The organism is Bacillus timonensis (genome assembly GCF_004799755.1).
Lineage (GTDB): Bacteria > Bacillota > Bacilli > Bacillales > Bacillaceae_L > Ferdinandcohnia > Ferdinandcohnia timonensis_A.
On record NZ_SLUB01000003.1, the window covers coordinates 31,722 to 53,477 of the forward strand.

Annotated in this window: 23 protein-coding genes and 2 other annotated features; of the genes, 1 reads left to right on the forward strand and 22 read right to left on the reverse strand. The window is 36.6% G+C overall.

Annotated features, from left to right (window positions below):
- Positions 1–15 precede the first annotated feature (15 nt).
- On the reverse strand, positions 16–453 hold the full coding sequence (gene dut / locus E1I69_RS02510) for a dUTP diphosphatase (protein WP_136378065.1): 438 nt from the start codon (positions 451–453) through the stop codon (positions 16–18).
- A gap of 109 nt (positions 454–562) precedes the next feature.
- Here dut and E1I69_RS02515 point away from each other — a divergent pair, with 109 nt between their 5' ends.
- Complete coding sequence (locus E1I69_RS02515) at positions 563–958, forward strand: sigma-w pathway protein ysdB (RefSeq protein ID WP_136378066.1); 396 nt, start codon at positions 563–565, stop codon at positions 956–958.
- A gap of 17 nt (positions 959–975) precedes the next feature.
- Here the strand turns inward: E1I69_RS02515 and E1I69_RS02520 are convergent, their stop codons facing one another.
- The 21 genes from E1I69_RS02520 to E1I69_RS02620 all read right to left on the reverse strand — a co-directional run bounded on the left by E1I69_RS02520 (position 976) and on the right by E1I69_RS02620 (position 21,703).
- Positions 976–1,563: a TVP38/TMEM64 family protein gene (locus tag E1I69_RS02520; RefSeq protein ID WP_136378067.1), complete on the reverse strand. Its 588-nt coding sequence runs from the start codon at positions 1,561–1,563 to the stop codon at positions 976–978.
- Positions 1,564–1,634: 71 nt separating this feature from the next.
- Positions 1,635–1,904 carry a DUF1294 domain-containing protein gene (locus E1I69_RS02525; RefSeq protein ID WP_136378068.1) on the reverse strand — a complete coding sequence of 90 codons (270 nt, stop codon included), beginning with the start codon at positions 1,902–1,904 and terminating at the stop codon, positions 1,635–1,637.
- A 277-nt stretch (positions 1,905–2,181) separates the two neighbouring features.
- A complete protein-coding gene (gene rplT / locus E1I69_RS02530) occupies positions 2,182–2,538 on the reverse strand; it encodes a 50S ribosomal protein L20 (RefSeq protein ID WP_010678372.1) in 357 nt (118 codons plus the stop codon).
- Positions 2,539–2,577: 39 nt separating this feature from the next.
- Entirely contained in the window at positions 2,578–2,778 is a 201-nt protein-coding gene (rpmI, locus tag E1I69_RS02535) for a 50S ribosomal protein L35 (protein WP_116351718.1), read from the reverse strand.
- A gap of 21 nt (positions 2,779–2,799) precedes the next feature.
- A complete protein-coding gene (infC, locus tag E1I69_RS02540; protein ID WP_161974830.1) occupies positions 2,800–3,318 on the reverse strand; it encodes a translation initiation factor IF-3 in 519 nt (172 codons plus the stop codon).
- A gap of 80 nt (positions 3,319–3,398) precedes the next feature.
- Positions 3,399–3,533, reverse strand: a sequence feature (ribosomal protein L20 leader region).
- Between the two features lie 122 nt (positions 3,534–3,655).
- Positions 3,656–5,587 carry a threonine--tRNA ligase gene (thrS, locus tag E1I69_RS02545; RefSeq protein ID WP_136378069.1) on the reverse strand — a complete coding sequence of 644 codons (1,932 nt, stop codon included), beginning with the start codon at positions 5,585–5,587 and terminating at the stop codon, positions 3,656–3,658.
- A 237-nt stretch (positions 5,588–5,824) separates the two neighbouring features.
- Positions 5,825–6,056, reverse strand: a binding site (T-box leader).
- A gap of 77 nt (positions 6,057–6,133) precedes the next feature.
- Positions 6,134–6,985, reverse strand: coding sequence for a putative sporulation protein YtxC (gene ytxC / locus E1I69_RS02550; protein ID WP_242634526.1), 852 nt, complete (start codon positions 6,983–6,985; stop codon positions 6,134–6,136).
- A gap of 120 nt (positions 6,986–7,105) precedes the next feature.
- Complete coding sequence (gene dnaI, locus E1I69_RS02555) at positions 7,106–8,035, reverse strand: primosomal protein DnaI (protein WP_136378071.1); 930 nt, start codon at positions 8,033–8,035, stop codon at positions 7,106–7,108.
- Between the two features lie 25 nt (positions 8,036–8,060).
- Positions 8,061–9,443, reverse strand: coding sequence for a replication initiation and membrane attachment family protein (locus E1I69_RS02560; RefSeq protein WP_136378072.1), 1,383 nt, complete (start codon positions 9,441–9,443; stop codon positions 8,061–8,063).
- Between the two features lie 63 nt (positions 9,444–9,506).
- Positions 9,507–9,965: a transcriptional regulator NrdR gene (gene nrdR / locus E1I69_RS02565; protein WP_136378073.1), complete on the reverse strand. Its 459-nt coding sequence runs from the start codon at positions 9,963–9,965 to the stop codon at positions 9,507–9,509.
- 94 nt (positions 9,966–10,059) lie between these two features.
- The gene (locus tag E1I69_RS02570) at positions 10,060–10,443 is read right to left on the reverse strand and encodes a cytosolic protein (protein ID WP_136378074.1); all 384 of its coding nucleotides are present in this window, start codon (positions 10,441–10,443) and stop codon (positions 10,060–10,062) included.
- Positions 10,444–10,553: 110 nt separating this feature from the next.
- Positions 10,554–10,934: an adenosylmethionine decarboxylase gene (speD, locus tag E1I69_RS02575; RefSeq protein ID WP_136378075.1), complete on the reverse strand. Its 381-nt coding sequence runs from the start codon at positions 10,932–10,934 to the stop codon at positions 10,554–10,556.
- Positions 10,935–11,175: 241 nt separating this feature from the next.
- Positions 11,176–12,207, reverse strand: coding sequence for a glyceraldehyde-3-phosphate dehydrogenase (locus tag E1I69_RS02580; RefSeq protein WP_136378076.1), 1,032 nt, complete (start codon positions 12,205–12,207; stop codon positions 11,176–11,178).
- Between the two features lie 194 nt (positions 12,208–12,401).
- Positions 12,402–13,013, reverse strand: coding sequence for a dephospho-CoA kinase (coaE, locus tag E1I69_RS02585; RefSeq protein ID WP_136378077.1), 612 nt, complete (start codon positions 13,011–13,013; stop codon positions 12,402–12,404).
- A gap of 24 nt (positions 13,014–13,037) precedes the next feature.
- Positions 13,038–13,673, reverse strand: coding sequence for a sporulation membrane protein YtaF (gene ytaF, locus E1I69_RS02590; protein ID WP_136378078.1), 636 nt, complete (start codon positions 13,671–13,673; stop codon positions 13,038–13,040).
- 116 nt (positions 13,674–13,789) lie between these two features.
- On the reverse strand, positions 13,790–14,635 hold the full coding sequence (mutM, locus tag E1I69_RS02595) for a DNA-formamidopyrimidine glycosylase (protein ID WP_136378079.1): 846 nt from the start codon (positions 14,633–14,635) through the stop codon (positions 13,790–13,792).
- Positions 14,636–14,666: 31 nt separating this feature from the next.
- Positions 14,667–17,297, reverse strand: coding sequence for a DNA polymerase I (gene polA / locus E1I69_RS02600; protein ID WP_136378080.1), 2,631 nt, complete (start codon positions 17,295–17,297; stop codon positions 14,667–14,669).
- 158 nt (positions 17,298–17,455) lie between these two features.
- On the reverse strand, positions 17,456–18,385 hold the full coding sequence (hflC, locus tag E1I69_RS02605) for a protease modulator HflC (protein WP_136378081.1): 930 nt from the start codon (positions 18,383–18,385) through the stop codon (positions 17,456–17,458).
- Entirely contained in the window at positions 18,382–19,350 is a 969-nt protein-coding gene (gene hflK / locus E1I69_RS02610; protein ID WP_136378082.1) for an FtsH protease activity modulator HflK, read from the reverse strand. Before hflK ends, hflC begins: the two co-directional genes overlap by 4 nt.
- A gap of 195 nt (positions 19,351–19,545) precedes the next feature.
- Entirely contained in the window at positions 19,546–20,994 is a 1,449-nt protein-coding gene (gene pnpS, locus E1I69_RS02615) for a two-component system histidine kinase PnpS (RefSeq protein ID WP_136378083.1), read from the reverse strand.
- A complete protein-coding gene (locus E1I69_RS02620; protein ID WP_136378084.1) occupies positions 20,987–21,703 on the reverse strand; it encodes a response regulator transcription factor in 717 nt (238 codons plus the stop codon). The genes pnpS and E1I69_RS02620 overlap by 8 nt, the downstream gene beginning before the upstream one ends.
- Positions 21,704–21,756: the final 53 nt, after the last annotated feature.

A 21,756-nucleotide genomic window follows, 5' to 3' on the forward strand; every position in this document is an offset into this window, starting at 1 on the left:
CAATTCTAGACTTTTCTATTTAGTTCCACTTGAACCAAAACCGCCTTCTCCTCTTTCAGAGGCTGCCACTTCCTCAACCTGTAGCAAGTTAACCTGAGCTACTTCAGCAATGACCATTTGTGCAATCCGCATTTGTTTTTCCACTACAAAATCTTCTTTTCCATGATTAATTAAGATGACCGCAACTTCTCCCCGATAGCCTTCATCAATGGTCCCTGGACTATTTAAAACCGTTACGGAGTGTTTGAGTGCTAGTCCACTTCTTGGTCGTACTTGTGCTTCTGTTCCCGGTGGCAGCTCCATTTTGATTCCCGTTTTAATGAATTTTGCTTCCCCCGGTTTAATCACTTTTTCTTCAGCCGAAAATAAATCTAAGCCTGCATCACCCGGATTTGCTTGCAATGGAAGCCTTGCATCCTCGTTTAGCAGCATTACTTTTAAGTTGTATGTCATACAAAAATCCTCCTCTAGAAAAAAATTATAACAAATTTAAAATAACTTGAAACCTTTTGTATAGGTTATTCGTATATGTTGGCAGATTGAAAATGGAGGGAGTCCTCTTATGTTTGTTATACTTATTCGTTTTGTCATCTTACTTCTAATCATCTTTTTATTATATCGGATTTTCAAGTACGTACTAAATCCAAAGAGGAAGCTTGAGCTTGCTCAAGAAAAAGAGGAATTCTACTGGCTTGATGACCTAGCTAATGTCCATAAAAACTTTTTATTAACGTATAAGGGAGTTTTATTTGAAGGGGAAAAATATTTAGGATCTACCAAAAAATCATTCGAGGTTGTATCTATCTTTGTATGGGCCAAAACTGATAATTTGAAGGGATTAACCTATACGGATTTTCAATACATTGAGCGTAGAATTAATGAAGTTTATCCACATGCGAAAATTGATTGGAAAAGTCCAATAAAAGAACTGATAAAGGAAAACAGTCGTGAGCGTTAACTCCACGACTGTTTTTTTCATTGAAATGACCTTCCTGCTTTAGGATTAAAAAATTCATGCCATTTGATAATAACCTGTTTTTCTCGAAGTAGATAGAACAATAGAGTAAGTGCAAGGAGTATAGCGAGAATCACGGTTGTAGAGAATTCACGGATAAATTGACCGAAAACGGTATAGAGAAGGGCTACTGGGATATTTGTATAGAAAGAGGCTTTGGCATAGTTTCGAAAATACCTTGTAACATCCATAATACATAGTGATAACAGGTGAAAATTAATAAAAGGAATAAGACGTAAGATTGCAATTTGCCCAATGGTAAAATTCACTTTGTCTCCTAACCATTTTTGCTTGAGTGTATTAATTTTGTTGGACAATCTTGGAACCTGCCGATATAAGAAATAAAAAAGAATGCTAAGCATTGTTAATCCTAGTATGGAATAAAGCGTTCCAAAAACAGAGCCGAATAAAATGCCCCCGACGATACATACGACAGGAACTGGTATGAAAAAGATAGGACGGATAAGATGGATACCAATAAAAATAATGGGGGCAAGCAGTCCAGTGGATTGAATAAAAACAAACAGCAGTGTCATCGTATCATCCAAGTGTACAACTCACCTCTTCCGATAAATTTATAAGAAAAGTGCTATTTAAGCATATACAATCGTACAAGTTGTTATGACAAGGTAACTAAAATATAAACATAAATGGCGATTGTAAGGATTGTAAGAACAGGAAGAAGGATGACAAATTGCTTATGCTTCGTCTTATGTCGAAACTGCTTCATACCAAAAGTTGTTCCAAGCGCGCCGCCTACCATTGAGACAATCCAAATATGTTTTTCAGAGATGCGCCATTTGTTGTTTTTAGCTCTATTTTTGTCGATGTACATGAGTAAGAAACCATATACGTTTAGAATGACATAGATTACAAGAATTGAGTACACGAGATTACCTTCCTTTTTGGAGCGAAAAATGCGTCCTATGGTTTTTATTTTGTTTCTATGGTCGTTATTTCATTTCTATGGTTTTTAGCTGAAAAGGTCAAACAAAAAAGGTTACTCTCATTTTACAATGGGAGTAACCTTTTTACCTAGACTTATTTGTAGTCTAGCTTCAGCGACTAGAAATTCGGGAAACTTCAACTTCTCCGGCAGAGGCAAAATACGCCTCTTAGTCGAAGTCTCCAGTTTCCTCATTTCTGGTCAAGTCGCTTCCGCTTTTTTATTTTAGGTTGTTTTTAGCTACCGTTGCTAATTCTGCGAATGCTTTTTCATCGCTAACAGCTAGATCAGCAAGCATTTTACGGTTTACTTCGATACCAGCTACTTTAAGTCCGTGCATTAAACGGCTATAAGAAAGACCATTCATACGAGCAGCTGCATTGATACGAGTAATCCATAGCTTACGGAAGTCGCGTTTCTTTTGACGACGGTCACGATAAGCATACATTAATGATTTCATTACTTGTTGGTTTGCAACTTTATATAAAGTGTGTTTTGAACCGAAATAACCTTTAGCTAATTTTAATACCTTTTTACGACGTTTGCGTGTAACAGTTCCGCCTTTTACTCTTGGCATTTTGTTTCCCTCCTAGAATCTATATCAATCGTTCACAGATTATTTAATGTTGTCTAACATATGGCGAATACGTTTGAAATCGCCTTTGCTAACTAGTGAAGCTTTGCGAAGCTTACGCTTTTGCTTTTGAGATTTATTTCCGAATAAGTGGCTTGTATATGCATGTGAACGTTTAAGTTTACCAGATCCTGTTTTCTTAAAACGCTTTGCAGATCCACGGTGTGTTTTCATTTTTGGCATAGGGAGTTCCTCCTCGTTTCATTACTTTTCAGTTTTAGGTGCTAGTACTAAAAACATGCTTCTTCCATCCATTTTTGGATGTGATTCAATAGTAGCAACTTCAGCACAAGCTTTAGAAAAACGATCTAAAACACGTTGACCGATTTCTTTATGTGTAATCGCACGACCTTTAAAGCGAATGGACGCTTTTACTTTATCGCCTTTTTCAAGGAATTTAATTGCGTTACGAAGCTTTGTATTAAAATCGTGCTCATCAATTGTCGGACTAAGTCTAACTTCCTTAATGTTAATAACCTTTTGATTTTTACGAGCTTCTTTTTCCTTCTTCTGTTGCTCAAAACGGAATTTACCGTAGTCCATAATACGACATACAGGTGGTTTCGCATTTGGGGCAACTAGTACAAGATCAAGATTTGCTCTAGCAGCAATTTCTAATGCTTCACTTTTGGATTTAATTCCTAGCTGATCACCATTTGAACCAATCAAACGAACCTCACGGGCACGAATGCCCTCGTTAACCATCATGTCTTTGCTAATAATTAGCCACCTCCAAGGTTTTTTCACTTACACATTTCTACTGAATGCCTCGTTTGAAATCTTGCGCATTTTACAGATTTGAGACAAATAAAAAAGTGTGAATGTATATACACCCACACTATTACAATTCATTTACACATTAATGATTAATGAACGTAAGACCTACCAACTGCAATTTGCGTCAATCAGGTGAGAAGCGGGTGCTTCTACTTTCTCAAACAAGTATTCAATTACCTTAAAAAGTATAACATTTAAGATGGTTTCTGTCAAACGGTGCATGACTGGAATAACACAACGAAACTTATTCTAGCATGCACTTTACTCTTTGACAAGACTTTTTTTATTTTTTAACTTCTTGTAGGATAGCCGCAAGAAATGTATCAAAAGACATAGTTTCTGATTTTTGCTCGCCATACTTACGTACGTTTACTGCATTTTCCCCCATCTCATTGTCTCCTACAACAAGCATAAATGGAACTTTTTGCATCTGGGCTTCACGAATTTTATAGCCAATCTTTTCATCACGATCATCTATTTCTACACGTAAGCCTTCAGCTTGAAGTTTTTCCTGAACACTCTTCGCATAGTCTAAATGAACGTCTGGAGAAACGGGAATAACTTGAACCTGAACAGGTGCTAACCAAGTTGGGAATGCGCCTTTGTATTCTTCAATTAAATAAGCAACAAAGCGTTCCATTGTTGATACAACACCACGGTGGATGACGACTGGACGATGTTGTTTTCCGTCTTCGCCGATATAAGTTAAATCAAAGCGTTCCGGTAATAAGAAATCTAGCTGAACAGTTGAAAGTGTTTCATCTTTTCCAAGCGCTGTACGAACTTGAACATCAAGCTTTGGACCATAGAATGCTGCTTCCCCTTCTGCCTCAAAATAGTCAAGGCCCAGGTCATCCATTGCAGCTTTTAACATAGATTGTGCTTTTTCCCACATCGCATCATCATCGAAGTATTTTTCAGTATCAGCTGGGTCGCGATAAGAAAGACGGAAGCTGTAGTCTTTAATATCAAAGTCTTTATATACTTCTAAGATTAGATTAACAACGCGTTTAAACTCTTCTTGAATTTGGTCAGGACGAACAAAGATATGGGCATCATTTAAAGTCATCCCTCTAACACGTTGTAAACCAGATAATGCTCCACTCATCTCATAACGATGCATAGTTCCTAATTCAGCAATACGGATTGGAAGCTTACGATAACTGTGAATGCCATTTTTATAGATCATCATGTGATGCGGGCAATTCATTGGACGAAGCACAAGCTCTTCATTATCCATTTCCATTACCGGGAACATGTCATCTTGATAATGATCCCAGTGACCTGATGTTTTATAGAGCTCGACATTTGCAAGAACAGGTGTATACACATGGTCATAACCAAGTCTAACTTCTTTATCCACAATATAACGTTCGATCACACGACGAATAGTAGCACCTTTCGGAAGCCATAATGGCAAACCTTGACCAACTTTTTGTGAGTTTGTAAAAAGACTTAATTCTTTACCTATTTTTCGATGGTCACGCTCTTTAGCCTCTTCAAGAAAACGAAGATGTTCTTCAAGCTCTGCTTTTTTGAAGAATGCAGTCCCATAAATACGTTGAAGCATCTTGTTGTCGCTATCCCCACGCCAGTATGCACCAGCTATGCTTAATAGTTTAAATTCTTTAATTTTTCCTGTTGAAGGAACATGAACACCACGACAAAGGTCAAAGAATTCACCTTGCTCATAGATTGTTAAAGGTTCTCCTTGTGGAATATCTTGAATCAACTCAAGCTTTAGCTCATCACCAATTTCTTCGTAGCGACGAATCGCTTCATCACGTGAGACCTCAACCCGGTGAATTTCAAGATTTTCATTTACAATCCTTTTCATTTCTTTTTCAATTTCAGGCAGATCTTCAGGTGTTAATGACTTTTCCATATCGATATCATAGTAGAAGCCATTTTCAATAACTGGACCTACACCAAGCTTTACGTCTTTGTATAGACGCTTAATCGCTTGTGCCATTAAGTGAGCTGTACTGTGCCGCATGATTTCTAATGCTGCATCAGTATCTTGGGTAATGATTGCTATTTCACCATCTTCATGGATTTCAGTACGCAAATCAATTTCTTTGCCATTAAATTTACCGGCAATTGATTTTTTCTTTAGTCCTGGGCTGATCGAGCCTGCAATTTCTTCTGTTGTTGTTCCTTTAGGAAACTCCTTCACTGCTCCGTCTGGGAATGTAATTTTTACTACATCTGACATCAGTTTTCAACTCCTTTTAAATTAAAAGCGCAAGGCGCCTGGTAGCGGAACATCGACTAACTACCGCCACGTCCTGTGGCGAACGTCGATGTCAGCACTTCCTGTGCAAGTCCAAGCATAAGATGAGCGCTGACAGAAGGTGCATTTTACCTTCCGAAGCGATTAGCTTATGACCTCGAGCCGATGGCGCCTGGAGCTAGATATAAAATGTGAAAATAAAAAATACCCGTCCCTAATAAAAGGGACGAGTATACGTATCGTGGTTCCACCCTTGTTTCCACCCAAAAGAATCGAGTGGCTCAAGAAATAAATAACGGTTAACCCGTCAGTAATTACAACTTTGTAAACAAAGGTTCACTACTGAAGTTTAGAGGTGGTAATAGTATTATTCGTGTTAGGAAGCTTCCAGCCATGGCTTCCCTCTCTAAAAACCGTAATTATACCATCGTGTCCTCATCATCACTTTTAAAATTATACATGTATCATTTGTAATATGAATGTATTATAGTCTTATTTAAAAGTTAAATCAAGGGCACTTCACATCTTTTATATTTTTTTTGCTTTCAGACGATTATTTTCAAAAGACTTCTTTGTATAAATCGTAACATTCTCTAAAAAAATGTTGTGAATGGTTTGGATCATTCCATTATCAATCTGATCCGTATAAATTGATATTGATTTAGGTGCAATTGATACTAATGGTGCCAAGACTGCAGAATCAATATACATCGGCTGATGTAAAATTAATTTTCGATCGATGAACTTAAAAAGCTCATTTCGTTTAATCTCAGTAAATGTTTCATTATAAAAATAAAATTGCTCATCATGTAAAATATGTAATTGCTCAAGTTTCGGTTCCCGCTTTTCTCGAAATTCTCGCAGTCCTTGGATAAACGTTTGATACTCTTGCTCTAGTTTGTACTCGTCAATTGCAGACTCTACAATTTGTAATAATACCTCATTATACGAGCGCATACGAAACTTTAAAAACGATTCAAAGGAGAAAGAAATGGGAACCTTCAGGAATTCGTGAAGTGCTTCAGCTATCAGTTGTTCCCGTGGAACGACATCCTGTACAGCAGGGATATCAGGGTTATTCCCGTCCATTAACGCTTTTGCAATCTCTACTATTTGTTTTTTCTCTTCAAAATCAGTAAAGTAAAATATGTTTTCGATATAATCCAAAATCCATTGATCTTCTTTATTTTTGATTATAAATTCGGTCATTACTGGAATAATCACGACCTGTACAACATAATTTGTTTTTTCTGATGCGAAAACCGCCACCACATTTTCTTCTTCATTTACAACCTCTATGTAATCTATAGAAAGAGCTTTCGCCTTACTTAGTAAGCTCTTATACATTTTTTGTGCATCTGTTATTTCTTGAAAATGCATTTCAATCAAGCTAGTCCCCCCATTTCACCAATACCATTACCCTGTTACATGTATATGGTTAATGGGACAACTTTAGAATATAAAAAATAGCTATCCCCTTTTTTGAGATAGCTAAATGAGTTAGTAGCGACGGTTTTTCCCTTTAAGTTCAACTGGTTTCGCTAAATATTTAATTCGTTCCATGATTCTAGCTGCTTTTACCTTTTCCTCTTCACCACGTTGTGTATAGGATAAGTGGTGTTCAAGTCCTTTGAAATCAAAGTTTGAAGTGAAGAAGGTTGGTAGGTTTTCAAGCATTCGATATTGTAGAATACTTCCAAGAATATCATCACGCATCCAGCTGGACATCGATTCTGCTCCAATATCATCAAGCATTAAAACGGGGACCTTTTTGACTGCATCAATTTTAGAATTAATGGATTGATCTTGTAGGGAACCCTTTAATTCTCGCATAAATTCCGGTACATACACGAGCATGGACGCTACCTTTTTACGTGCTAACTCGTTTGCAATTGCACCTAACAGATAGGTTTTTCCAACTCCAAAAGAACCATATAAATATAATCCTTGCAGGCGTTTCCCAGGTTCATAATTACTTAAAAAATCATCAATTTGCACGATGGCATCATAACGACCTTCGTCTGATTCAAGGCTCGCCATTGATGCCTCTAGAATATCTTTTGGTATATACATACTTTTAATAAGGGACTTATATTTTACCTGTTCATCATTCATAACCTTACGTGGACAACGGTCATATCTTAAATCAATTGCATTTCCCTTTATTTCAAGAAGTGGATGGTAGCCTTGAAGCATGTTTTTACAGGTTTCAAGGCTTTCACACTTATTACATTCCTTACTTTGATTAATAAACTCGTACAGTTTAACTAGACTCCTGTTAATTATATCACTAGTTATTTGGTCTTGATGATTATTAATAAAATCTCGTACCTCTGGATGATTTAATACTTCATGCTTAATTTGCTCATAACGTTGCTGAAATCCTCCATTGTTAGAGAGACTTTTCAAAGAATCTTGGATAGGTTTCATATTCTCACCTCCGTATTAAAAATTGTTATTTATATTTTTTTAGCCTTTCTTCTAATAAACGCTTCTTTTCCTCAAACGATGGATCATGTGTTTCCTCCGGTTTTGGAGTTTCTGCTTGCGGTCCTTCTTCTTGCTTTAACCAATCAGGCAATAATTCTTTGCGAATTGGTTGTCTTTTATATTTATTGGTCTTTTTATCAGCGGTCCAATTATGCTTCTTAGCTGTTTCCATTGCCTCTTTTACTGTCTTAATATTTAAACGTGCCCAGTTGCTGGCAATAGTTTCAACATAGGACTTCGTTAGTCTCATATCTGATTTTAACATGACATAATATAACAGTACATTCACAACACCTGGAAGAAGGTTTTGTCGGAACATGACCTCTTCAATAATTTTTAATTCGGAGACAGACGGCTGTGCTCCCCCAGATACATCAATTAGAAACTCTTTCGGGGAAATTCTTTCAAGCTTTTGAATTAATTCCTCTTCCTTTGTTTGCGGAACTTTATTTACCATCGTTTGAGAGGCCAATGGTTGAATTTTTTCCGTCAGAGTAGGTAATTCATTTCCCGTTTCAAATTGATACCAATCCCTTGAAGCCTTTCTTAACTTTTCAATATCAATTTTTTCATTGGGGTCAAGGGCACTCATAACAATCCCTTGCATTTCAATCGGATCAATTCCGTAGAGAAAGGAGAGCTTTGTAATTGCCTCTTTTACTCGAGGGGTAATCGACTTTTTAGGTATCATCACCTCGGAAATCCCCGCAAAGAACAAATCAAAATTAAAGTTTTCATTTTCGATTAACAGCTTTTTATCTTCATTTCGGTCCATGAATTCTGTATTTTCATCTCGGTCAAGATTATGTTGCATTTCATCACTAATTGTGGAAATCATTTTTACTTTAACCGATTCGAATACTTCACTAAAAGCTTTTGTAATGGGTTTGTACGTATCTATATCGATTTCACTATCTGAAAAGAACTGCTTAAGTTTAAAAAATTTACTCTTACCAAGCCTATTATATAAGTAAACATTAAGCACACCATCCGTAAAAAAAGCTTTTGGCGAAAGAGGTGCCTGCAGTTCATAGATAAAACTTCTAGAATTTTCATCAGACTTTACAAATGTTTTTAAAAGTCCAATTCCTTCAAGCTTTAATCGTTCTTGAAAAATTTCCTCAAGATTCGTTTGAAGGAGCGCCATTAATGTATAATGGGTACTTTCATCACTCCAAAGTCGGTTTTGCTCTAATTCACTCCACAGGGTCATATAAAGACTGAAGGCTTTCATGCCAATTAGAGGCTGGTATAGCAATGAGACAATTTTCCGATCATAGTCATGCAAAAGGTCTGCAGCATGAACGATGTAGCGATCAACTGGTACTAATTCCTTCCAATGCTCCATTTCATCAAGGCCTTCCATTTCTTCTTTAGTAGTGAAAAAAAGAGCTTAAAAGTTCTTAAGCCCTTAACGTTCCCGTTTAATTAATTCCTTTAATTCATCAATAAATACATTTATATCTTTAAACTGACGATATACAGATGCAAAGCGAACATATGCCACTTCATCTACCTTTGCCAGATGATTCATGACATACTCACCAATCGTATCGCTTTTCACTTCTGCAATCCCTTGACTCCTCAATTCCTTTTCAACTTCGTGGGTGATATCCTCTAATTGCTTTAAAGAAACCGGACGTTTTTCACATGCTTTAATTAGCCCTCGGAGCATCTTTTCCCGGCTAAATTCCTCACGTGTTCCTTCTTTTTTAACCACAATTAAAGGAATTTCTTCCACTTTTTCAAAGGTTGTAAAACGATATTGGCATTTTTCACATTCACGTCTTCTGCGGATGGATCGACTATCATCAACCGGACGCGAATCCAAAACTCTTGTTCCATTATGGTGACAAGTAGGGCATCTCACTGGTAACAACTCCCTTCCGAGGAGAACTCTATGTATTCATCTTATAAGAAAGACTTTAGTAGGACAAGGGTTTTTACTCAGGAAATTGCTGTTATTAAGATTCTCCTTTTCCGATTAGCGGTAGCTCTTTATCTAGGTGTTGATATAAATTCATGATTACCTTTCGGCTATAGCCAAAATCGATAGGTAGCAGTAATGTTTCTGTTGTTACTGCAAAGTCAATGGCTGTTTCAAAGGGTCTGACGGAGACAATTGTTGCTACAACAAAGGCCTTTCTTCCTTTCTTGATGGAGATGCTCATTTCTCCTCGTTCTTCTGATACTGAGTTGAGATGGTAGCCATCTAAATTCTGAATAACCTTTTTTACTGCTTCGATCGCTTTTTTATTTGATGTTTTATAATAATGACTTCTTAAAAGCTCGTCCGAATGTTTGTCTCTTGTTTCACTGTGATTAGAAAAGAACGCTTGCATTCCCATATATCCCACTCCTTATAAACTTTATATAGTATTAGATCTATGTTATAAATGTAAAAAAAGAGGTGTAGTTTATTACACCTCTTACTATTTTAGATGATTCATATTTATTTTTAAAGTACTTTAACCTGCGCTGGCTTAACTTTCACCGGACCCATACCACGTGGGAGTTCAATATTTTCACGTGTTTGTGCACCAAGCGCCTCAGCAATATAGTCAGCAGCAATATTTGGATCTAAATCCCCACATGTGTAAACATCAATACTCGCATAACCATGTTCTGGAAAACTGTGAATCGTTAGATGTGATTCCGAAATAATCACAACACCGCTAACTCCCTGTGGAGCAAATTTGTGAAAGGCTACTTCACGAATTTCTGCACCTGAATTAAGTGCTGCCTGAACAAACGTTTCTTCAATACCATGTATGTCATTTAATTTTTCAAAATCGCAACCCCATAATTCTGAGATTACATGACGTCCCATTGTTTCCATAATTAAGTTGTTCCCCCTCTTACAATAATTTCGGGTGAGTTCTTCGCGTAAAGCATGAGCATAACTACCACGGGGGAAAGTTAGTCCAGAGAGGTCCTAACCCTTTAAGTAGCTACAAAAGCATAAGCTTTTAAGAAGTTCACGAAATTTAGTATACTTTGTTTATATACTTTTAGCAACAGTAAATAAATAAAAAATAAAAACCTTCCATCAATTAGGAAGGTTTTCTTCAATTTCTAAGTTAGCCTACTTTAGCTTCTGTTTTTTGGATGATTTTTGCACCTACATATTTTGCCAAATCTACAACTCTACAAGAATATCCCCATTCATTATCATACCAAGCCAATACCTTTACCTTTCGATCTGCAATGACCATCGTTGATAAGCCATCAATAATGGATGAATGTGGATTTGTATTAAAATCAATGGAAACTAGTGGTTCAGTTGTAAAACCTAAAATCCCCTTTAATGCTCCCACTGAAGCAGTAATAAAGGCCTCGTTTATTTCTTCAACCGTAACATCTCGCTCAACATCAACAACTAAATCAACTAACGAGACATTTGGAGTTGGGACGCGAAGTGCCATTCCATGCAATTTTCCTTTCAGTTCTGGTAACACAAGTGATAATGCTTTTGCTGCTCCAGTTGAGGTTGGGATAATGGATTGTGCACAAGCCCTTGCTCTTCGTAAATCCTTATGTGGATTATCTATATTTTTTTGATCATTTGTATACGCATGAACGGTTGTCATTAAACCGTTTACAATTCCAAACTGTTCATTTAACACCTTTACAACTGGTGCTAAGCAATTTGTTGTACAAGATGCATTTGAGATAATCAAATGATTGTCGTGATCGTATTTATCTTCGTTAACACCCATCACAATTGTAATATCTTCATTCTTACCAGGTGCTGTTAAGATAACCTTTTTCGCTCCAGCTTGTAAATGTAAGTTCGCTTTTTCCTTTGAGTTAAACTTTCCTGTTGCCTCAATCACAATATCTATATTTAATTGTTTCCAAGGAAGCTCTAACGGATCGCGGGAGCTTAAAAGTTGTATGCGCTTCCCATTCACTAACAATGAGTCATCCCCAGGAATGACGTCACCTTCGAATTTTCCGTGATTTGTATCATATTTTATGAGATGTGCTAGCGTTTCAGCAGGGTAGCTTGCATTGATTGCAACTATTTCTAATGAATCATCCATGATTGCATTTCTAAATACCATTCTACCAATACGGCCAAATCCATTAATTGCGATTCTTGGCTTCATTACAACCCCTCCAGGATATATGTTATACAATTTAACCTAAACTTTCATGATTAGTATAACACATTAGGTTAGATATGTAACATTTTTATTCTGATTTTTTATAAAAATGGTTATTAATACAACTTTGGAATGTTCCTTGTTTATGTATAAGCATAGAAAAAGGTATCTCATCTATTTGAGACACCTTGATTATGTTATAAAACTTTACCTTGAATACCCCATTGTTCACAAATTGCATGAAACTGATCCTTTGTAGCTTCAATTGTACCATTGTTATCAATCACAGCATCTGCGAATTGAATTTTGTCCTTAAGGGGCATTTGTGATTGAATCCTAGCCTCTGCCTCTTTCTTGGTAAAACCATTGCGACTCAAAAGACGTGATAACTGTGTCTCATAATCAACATAAACGAGGAGGGTTTTATCGACTAAGGAGGTTAATTTACTTTCAAATAATAATGGGATATCCAACACAACTGTTTCTTCACCGTTCTTCATATGCTCTTCTTTTTCTTTCAACATTTGTTTTCGAACAGCTGGATGAACAATTGAATTTAATATAAGTCGTTTGTCTTCACTGAAAAAGACAATCGATCCTAACTTTGGACGATCAATCGTCTTATCTGGTAATAAAATTTCTTCGCCGAATGATTCAACAATTTGTTCATATGCTTCTTCGCCAATTTCAACAACTTTACGTGCAATAACGTCAGCATCAATTACAACAATTCCTGCTTCTTTAAACATCTGTGATACTGTACTTTTTCCACTTGCGATTCCACCTGTTAATCCGATTGTTAATGTCACGTATTCTATCCCCTCTGCTGTATTTTAGAATTTCCAAATTCCTATTAAAATCAATAGAATTCCTGGCAAAAATGAAAATTTCTGTACCCATCTTTTCTTTGAAAAAACGGAACCACTTTTCATACCTGTATAAACAAAAAGGGAGCTCATCACGGCCACCAACAAAGCCATTACCCATGGAGAAAAGCCTAATAAAGCAGCACCAATTCCTGCACCAAAAGCATCAAGCGAAAGGGCAAGACCTAGTAAAAATGCTTCAAGACCAGTAATGGTTCCTGATTTGTCAAGGTCGGCAACCATAGGCTTCTTTAAAATATTGATAACAAGTCCAAGCGATTTTATTTCAACCTTCGCTATTAGTTTTTCTTCGTTGTGTTCTGGTGTTTGGGATGATGGACGAAAAAACTGAAACAATACCCAGGCACCGATAATTACGAGTACAATACCGCCAAGCCGGTCGGCTATTTCTGGTGAAACAAAAAGAGCAATTGATTTACCCAGCCCCATGGCAGCCGCCATAGTTACGGCTGAGCAGCAGGCTATTGTAATGATTGACCTGAATGGTATTTTCATTTTTCTCATACCGTATGTGAATCCAACACTAAAACTATCTAAGCTAACTGCAAATGCTAATAAAATGAGTGATGCGAACTGGGACATCTCATAGAATCTCCTTCCTATCGATATAAGATAAGTATATGGAGAGAGCCCACTTCATGTGAAATGTCCGAGGAGGAGAAAAATGACGCATCACATTTATCTGATTTAGCCTTTATTCATTTTTTTCGTTTTGTTTTATTTTTTTGGCATTTTGGGCAGTAGTGGGTGCCCCTTCCGCCGACGACGGTTTTTTCTATTTCGGTTCCACATTTTTGACATGCTTTTCCGTTTTGACCATAAACAAATAGTTGCAATTGGAACATCCCAATCTCACCTTGTGTGTTCACATAGGATCGGATTGTACTTCCACCTTTTTCAACAGCATTATTCAATGTTTGAATGATTTCATGGTGGAGTTTCTTCATTTCCTTTTTTGTCAGGGAATTCGCTTCGCGTTCAGGATATATTCCCGCTCTAAATAAAGCCTCATCCACATAAATATTCCCCAGCCCAACAACATTTGTTTGATCAAGTAGTGCAACTTTAATCTTCCGATTGGTTTTTGCTAGCTTTTTCTCTAAATATTCAAGTGTAAATTCTTTGGAAAATGGTTCTGGTCCTAATTGAGATAAGGGAAGATTCTCTTCTTCCTCCCCTTTACTAAATAAATGCATCGTTCCAAATTTCCGAACGTCCCGATAGCGCAGCTCCGTTCCATCTGTAAAAGCAAACAATACATGGGTATGCTTATCATATGGCTCGTCTTTATCATAGAGACCATATCTGCCCTCCATGCGTAAATGCGAAACCATCACATAATCATCTAATATAAACTTTAAGAACTTTCCTCTTCGCTCTACATCATGAATGGTTTGACCACGAAGAGCGTCACAAAATTGTTCTGGTTCTTCTGGTTTTTTGATTATCTTAGTCCATAGCACCTTCACATCTTTAATCGTTTTTCCATTTACAAGCTGAGTTAACGTTCGTCTAACTGTTTCAACCTCTGGTAATTCTGGCATTTGATCACTTCCTTATCTCTTAAAAAGAATACTATTTAGCATCATACCAGGTCTTTCCGTACGCATAATCGACCTTCAATGGTACTTTTAAGGAAATGGCATTTTCCATTACTTCTGGTACAATCTTTTTCAAAGTCTCAATTTCTTCTTCTGGTGCTTCAAAAATTAATTCATCATGTACTTGTAACAGCAGTTTTGCTTGAAGCTTTTCTTCTTTTAGTCTCGCCGCCATATCAATCATTGCTTTCTTGATAATATCAGCAGCACTTCCTTGAATTGGAGTATTCATCGCAGTTCTTTCTGCAAAGCTACGAACATTAAAATTACGAGCTGTAATTTCAGGAATATATCTTCTTCTATGAAGAAGAGTTGAAACATACCCTTTTTGTCTGACATCCTCAACGATATCTTCCATATATTCTTTAACACCTGGGAAGCTTGCAAAATAACGCTCAATAAATTGTCCCGCTTCCTTCCTCGTAATTCCAAGGTTTTGAGACAGTCCAAAGTCACTAATTCCATACACAATCCCGAAGTTAACAGCCTTTGCTTGTCGACGCATATTGGAGGTTACTTCGTCTTCTTTTACATGGAACACATCCATCGCAGTTTTTGTGTGAATATCAAGATCATTCGTAAAGGCTTGGATTAGATTTTCATCATTTGCTATATGAGCAAGCACCCTTAGTTCAATTTGTGAATAGTCAGCAGCAAACATAAACCAATCCTTTTTCGATGGAACAAACGCTTGTCTTATTTTTCGTCCTTCCTCTAAGCGAATTGGAATGTTTTGAAGGTTTGGATCTGTTGAACTTAGCCTTCCGGTTTGTGTTAAAGCTTGCTGGAATCGAGTATGAACCTTACATGTATCGTCATGAACAACCTTTAATAAACCTTCAATATAGGTTGATTGAAGTTTTCCAACTTGTCTGTAATGCAAAATATATTCAATGATTTCATGCTCTTTAGCCAGTTTTTCAAGAATATCAGCAGACGTTGAATAGCCTGTTTTTGTTTTCTTGTAAACGGTTAGTTGAAGTTTTTCAAAAAGAATGACACCAAGCTGCTTTGGAGAGTTAATGTTAAATTCTTCTCCTGCGAGTTCATAAATCTTTTGTTCCAGCTCTTGAAGATGTGCCTTTAATTCTTCTCCCATTGCTTTTAAACGTTCCACATCAACCTTAACCCCGGTTGCTTCCATTTCGGCTAATATTAGCGATAATGGCATTTCTAAATCGGTGAAAAGCTTATATTGTTCATTTTCTTGTAATTCTTGAAGGAAAATATCTTGTAGCTTCTTAAGAGCAACTGCCTTCCTAACAATATGTTCAGAAAGTTCTTTTTCGTCTGGTATGCTTTGTTTCGCACCTCTTCCGTACACCGTTTCATCCGTTTGTACATCTGTAATTCCTTTTAATTTTGCTATTGCAGCAACATCATCGGTTGAATCAGATGGATTTAAAATATATGAGGCAATTAAACAGTCAAAGTCAATTCCTTGTAAGTCGATCCCCTTCCATCTCAACGCAACAAGTGATTTTTTTCCATCAAACACGATTTTCCTTTTATCGTTGTCCTTTGCCCATTCCTTAAATGTTTCTGATTCAAGAGCAAGTTTTGTTGGAATATAAAAATTCCCGTTTTCATTTGATATCCCAATTCCTTGAATGTCTGCTCGATGATAGCTTTCATCAAGCACTTCCACAATCAAAGAAGATTCAAAAGAAAACATATCATCAGTGACTCTATCAACAATCTTATATGAGATCTCTTCTAAAGGCTGGTCTTCTATTTTCTCGCTGCCCTCAACTTTGTCCAGCAATGAATTAAATCCGAGCTCTTTAAAAAGTTTAATCACCTGATCACCATCATAGCCATTATACTCAAGCTCAGAAATTCCAATTTCAATAGGAGCTTCACGATAGATTGTCGCAAGTTGCTTACTCATGATAGCTTGTTCCTTATGTTCTTCAAGCTTTTCTTTCAGCTTCTTTCCGCTCACCTTATCAATCGAGTCTAGTAGATCCTCTAATGTATGAAACTCTTGTAATAATTTTATAGCTGTTTTCTCACCCACGCCTGGGACACCTGGAATATTATCCGAACTATCCCCCATAAGTCCTTTCATATCGATAATTCGTTCTGGCGTGATTCCATATTTTTCATTGATAAAATCAGGCGTATATGAATCAACATCAGTAATCCCTTTTTTCGTAATATCTACGGTAACACGGTCTGATGCGAGTTGTGTTAGGTCTTTATCGCCTGAGATAACCTTTACCTCAAAGCCTTCTTTTTCAGCTTGAAGTGATAATGTCCCAATAATATCATCGGCTTCATAGTTTTCTAATTCATATCTGGCAATCTTGTAGGCATCAAGGAGCTCTCGTAAAAATGGAAACTGTTCTGAAAGCTCAGGTGGTGTTTTTTGTCGACCACCTTTATATTCACTAAAAGTACTATGTCTAAACGTCGTTTTTCCAGCATCAAATGCTACTAAAATATGTGTTGGTTTCTCCTGTTCAAGAATTCGGTTCAAAATCATCGTAAAGCCGTAAATAGCATTCGTATGTACACCTTTATCATTATTCAAAAGTGGCAAGGCAAAAAATGCCCGGTATGCAATACTATTTCCATCCACTAAAACAATCTTTTTATTCAAGAAAAATCCTTCCTTTCTATGACAACTTGGGACCTATTATCTTCCATACAACCATTGAAACTCATAAAAAAAGCCGTCAATTCCTACTGTTCATTTTAGCATGTCATGAACAGAATAGAAAATAACGGCTACTTCATACGTGTGAACTTCGTTTATCGTCAGTCAGTGTATCCCATTAACAATCTCGCGTACGGAGAATCAGCTGGTAAAATAATGACTGTTTCTCCATCAATTGTAGTTTTATAGGATTCTAACGTACGGAAAAGGTTGTAAAACTCTGGGTCCTTAGAGAAGGCTTCATTATAAATACGAGCTGCTTCCCCTTCCCCTTCACTTCGAATAACCTCAGCGTCAGCTTGAGCTTTTGAAATAATGACTTTTACTTCTCTATCCGTTTCAGCTTCAATTTCATTCTTCTTAGCATCCCCTTCAGAGAGATAGTTTTGAGCAGTTGACTCACGCTCGGAGATCATTCTCGTATATACGGATTGTTCGTTTTCAGCTGGTAAATCCGTACGCTTCATACGAATATCTGTAACAACGATTCCGTATTTGTCTTCCGCAAGGTTTTTATTTACAATGTCTGTAATTCGATCATTAAGACTACCACGTTCAGACTTCTCATCATTAATAATCTCATCATAATTCAATTGACCCAGTTCTGTACGAATTGCAGAATAGACGAATTCATCAAGCTTTGCTTCTGCATTTAAGACTGTCCTTGTTGTAGATATCATTTGTTTCGGATCTTCAATACGCCAAATCGCATAATTATCAATCATCATTCGCTTTTTATCTTTCGTATTGATTTCAGCTTCCTCAACATCATAAATCATTTGATATTTTGGTAAAGTTTCAACTGATTGGATAAACGGAATTTTATAGGAAAGACCCGGATTTTCTTCAATTCGGACAACCTCTCCAAACTGACGAACGACCTTATATTCGCCTTCTCTTACGATAAATATATTCACCAAAACAAGACCTATTAAAATAATAACAATTAGTGAAATGATTCCACCTTTTGTGTATTTGCTAAATTTATTGGAACCCTTTTTTTCATTTAAGTCCACGACATTTTCACTCATTGGTTACCACTCCCTTCTGTTTCTACAGGAGGAACCTGTGCTTGGCTTCCAACTGGACGAATTGGCAAGTATTTCATCGTATTGCCATCATCCTTCATAATATAAATTTCTGTATTTGGTAACACTTGATCCAATGTTTCTAGAACAAGACGTTTTCTAGTAATATCAGGATTTTTAACATATTCATTGTATAATGCATTAAATGTCGCAACATCTCCACGTGCAATTTCGATACGGGCTGCTTTATCCCCGTTAGCACGAGAAATTAGGGCTTCTTTTTCCCCTTTTGCTTCATTCAATTTTTGATTCCGGTATTTGTTAGCTTCATTTACTTTTGTATTTCTCGTTTCACGAGCATCTGTTACATTCGTAAATGCCTTTCGAACTTCATCATTTGGCAGTTCTACATCCTGCAATTTAACAGCTGTTACAGAAACACCAATATCATATTTCTTTAAAAGATCGGTCAATAATTCTCTTACCTCAGCTTCAATTTCAGCTTTACCAGATGTTAAGGCATCATCAATTTTAGAACTTCCGATTATACTTCTTAATGATGCAGAAGTAGCATTATATAAAATTTGCTCCGGGTCCTCTGAATTAAATAAGAACTTTGAAGGATCCGTAATTTGCCATTGGACAACCATATCGGCAAGAACAATATTCTCGTCACCTGTGATCATTTTGGTGTCTTTTGGCACATCTGTTATTTCGCCATCCTTTTGATTATATCCAAACTGTAAACTGTACGTTGTTTTTGGCAGTTTCTCTACGTCTTGGATCGGCCATGGCATTTTAAAATGAAGTCCTGGCTCTGTAATTCCTTCGTCTGCTTTCCCAAAGGTTAAAATAATGGCTTGCTCTGATTCATCGACAGTATACCAGGATGTAAATCCAATTACACCTAAAATCAGAACGAGCACACTTAGTCCAACAATTGTATAAATTCGTTTCAAACTAACCATGCTTTCCCCCCTCAATATATCTACATATTCATATACGAATATCATGTAAAAAGGTTTCATTTAAATGTTAAAAAAATGACAAGGATCATACATCCTTGTCAAAAAAGTTTGGCCTCCTGAATGAAGGGGTTCTCATAATCATCATAAGGTTTGGATATTAAGGGAATATGTTTCTATTGTAAACATTTTGTAAAATTACTCTATTTTACTAGATGATATTTCTTTTTTTAAACGAATCGTAACCGTAGTTCCTTCCCCTACCTTACTAGTGATTTGTACAGCCCCTCCATGCGCCTCAATAATATGCTTCACAATTGCAAGACCTAACCCTGTGCCTCCGGAGTTCCTGCTCCTCGCTTTATCCACACGATAAAATCTTTCAAAAATTCGCGAAAGCTCTTTTTCTTCAATTCCAATACCTGTATCGATTATTTGTATTTCAACATCGTCAGAAAGATTTGTTGCTTTTATTGCGACCTTCGCTTTATTTGGAGAATATGACAAACTATTATTTATGACATTGATAAATACTTGTTTTAATCTGTCCATATCCCCTTCAATTACTGTTGTTAAGTCATCTACTGTAAGTTCTAATTGAATTTCTTTTTCTTCGGCCTTTGATCTAAGCATCCGTAAACTATTTTCTAAAAGTTCCCTCACATTTACACGTGATAGGTTTAGGGAAAATCCTTTATTCTCTATCTTTGATAAATCCAATAAATCTTGAATGAGGACTTGAAGACGATGACTTTCATGAAGGATAATAGTTAAAAATTCATCAAGGACTTCCCTATCATTCATTGCTCCATCTAATAATGTCTCTGCGAACCCTTTAATGGAGGTAATCGGTGTACGAAGTTCATGGGAAACATTTGCAACAAAGTCCTTTCGCATCTGTTCAAGTCTTTTCAAATCTGAAATATCGTGAAAGACAAGAACAACACCCTTCCATTCCACATTTGCTCCTAAAATTGGCGTAGCGTATACCTCAAAGTCCTTTTGTTCGGATCCAATCGTCAGATGGATTTGTCTTCGTAACTTTCGCTCTGTCATAAAAATTTCTTCTATCAAAGTTACAATTTCTTTATGAGTAAATGCTTCATAATAAAGCTGGCCCATTAAATCGTCTTGGTCAATCTTGAATATCTCATTGATCGTTCGATTGAAAATACTAATATATCCTTTGCTATCAATGAATAATAGTCCGCTCCCCATATTTTCAATCAACGTATGTAACCGGTCATGCTGCATTTCATAGGATTTTGTCATTTCTTCAATATTTCTTGCGACAATATTGATAGATTGTCCAAGTAATCCAGCAGCACTTATATGATCTTCATAGGTTCTTGCTCGATAATCTCCCTTTGCAAGCTCTTTAACCGCTTTTGTTGCAGCATCTATTGGCTTTGTATAGGTGGTCGTGATTCTAACGATAAGCGAAAGAATAATAACCAATGCGATTCCTAGGCAAACAATTAGAGCAATCCAGACCTGCTGGACTGTTTTTTCTACGGAAGTTCCATGTTCCGCACTATTTGTAATCAGACTACTTATAAATTGGCCTAACATAAAACCCATACAAAGAAAAACAATAATAATTAAAAAGATAATCGCAAATAGAAGTCTCGACTGAAATTTATTCATAGAGTTTTGGCTCCTCAAGCTTATAGCCTAATCCCCTTACTGTTTTAATCATACTTGTTTTTTTCGAATCCTTTTCGATTTTTTCACGTAAATGACTGATGTGAACATCCACAATTCTTGTATCACCAGCAAAATCATAATTCCAAACCGCACTTAAAAGTTGATCTCGAGTTAGAACCCTGCCTTTGTTCTTTGCTAAATACGCAAGAAGTTCAAATTCTTTTGGTGTAAGGTCAAGTGCTTCCTCATTATAATAGGCTTCAAAATTTTCCGGCAAAATCCGTAAAAGCCCGATCACAATTTGTGGAGATACTGTAGAGTCTTCTGAGTTGACTTCGTTTATACTTGTTCTTCTAAGTATTGCTTTTACTCGGGCGACTACTTCTCTTGGACTGAATGGTTTTGTCATATAGTCATCAGCCCCAAGCTCCAAACCTAAAACTTTGTCAAATTCGTCATCCTTTGCGGTTAACATTAGGATTGGAATATCAACCTTGTTTTGGCGAAGTTGTTTGCACACTTCTATACCATCCAATTTTGGCAACATTAAGTCAAGGACGATTAAACTAGGTCTTTCTGCTAAGGCTTTCTCCAAGCCTTCCTCGCCGTCCATAGCTGTAATGACCTCGTAGCCTGCCTGTTGTAGGTTGTACTGAAGCAATGTAATAATTGAACGTTCATCCTCAACAACCAATACTTTTTTCTTCATTGTCTTCCTCCATCAAAAAAGATAAACCCCAGCATCATTTTTTATCTCTATAA

Coding starts and splice junctions, on each gene's coding strand:
- E1I69_RS02560 (WP_136378072.1), bottom strand. CDS start 9,443: ATGGAGCATTGGAAGGAATTAGTACCAGTTGATCGCTACATCGTTCAT.
- dut (WP_136378065.1), bottom strand. CDS start 453: ATGACATACAACTTAAAAGTAATGCTGCTAAACGAGGATGCAAGGCTT.
- E1I69_RS02620 (WP_136378084.1), bottom strand. CDS start 21,703: ATGAAGAAAAAAGTATTGGTTGTTGAGGATGAACGTTCAATTATTACA.
- speD (WP_136378075.1), bottom strand. CDS start 10,934: ATGGAAACAATGGGACGTCATGTAATCTCAGAATTATGGGGTTGCGAT.
- dnaI (WP_136378071.1), bottom strand. CDS start 8,035: ATGAAACCTATCCAAGATTCTTTGAAAAGTCTCTCTAACAATGGAGGA.
- pnpS (WP_136378083.1), bottom strand. CDS start 20,994: ATGAATAAATTTCAGTCGAGACTTCTATTTGCGATTATCTTTTTAATT.
- hflK (WP_136378082.1), bottom strand. CDS start 19,350: ATGGTTAGTTTGAAACGAATTTATACAATTGTTGGACTAAGTGTGCTC.
- E1I69_RS02570 (WP_136378074.1), bottom strand. CDS start 10,443: ATGGGAATGCAAGCGTTCTTTTCTAATCACAGTGAAACAAGAGACAAA.
- ytxC (WP_242634526.1), bottom strand. CDS start 6,985: ATGCATTTTCAAGAAATAACAGATGCACAAAAAATGTATAAGAGCTTA.
- rpmI (WP_116351718.1), bottom strand. CDS start 2,778: ATGCCAAAAATGAAAACACACCGTGGATCTGCAAAGCGTTTTAAGAAA.
- ytaF (WP_136378078.1), bottom strand. CDS start 13,673: ATGTCCCAGTTCGCATCACTCATTTTATTAGCATTTGCAGTTAGCTTA.
- thrS (WP_136378069.1), bottom strand. CDS start 5,587: ATGTCAGATGTAGTAAAAATTACATTCCCAGACGGAGCAGTGAAGGAG.
- E1I69_RS02580 (WP_136378076.1), bottom strand. CDS start 12,207: ATGAAGCCAAGAATCGCAATTAATGGATTTGGCCGTATTGGTAGAATG.
- mutM (WP_136378079.1), bottom strand. CDS start 14,635: ATGCCAGAATTACCAGAGGTTGAAACAGTTAGACGAACGTTAACTCAG.
- E1I69_RS02515 (WP_136378066.1), top strand. CDS start 563: ATGTTTGTTATACTTATTCGTTTTGTCATCTTACTTCTAATCATCTTT.
- hflC (WP_136378081.1), bottom strand. CDS start 18,385: ATGAGTGAAAATGTCGTGGACTTAAATGAAAAAAAGGGTTCCAATAAA.
- rplT (WP_010678372.1), bottom strand. CDS start 2,538: ATGCCAAGAGTAAAAGGCGGAACTGTTACACGCAAACGTCGTAAAAAG.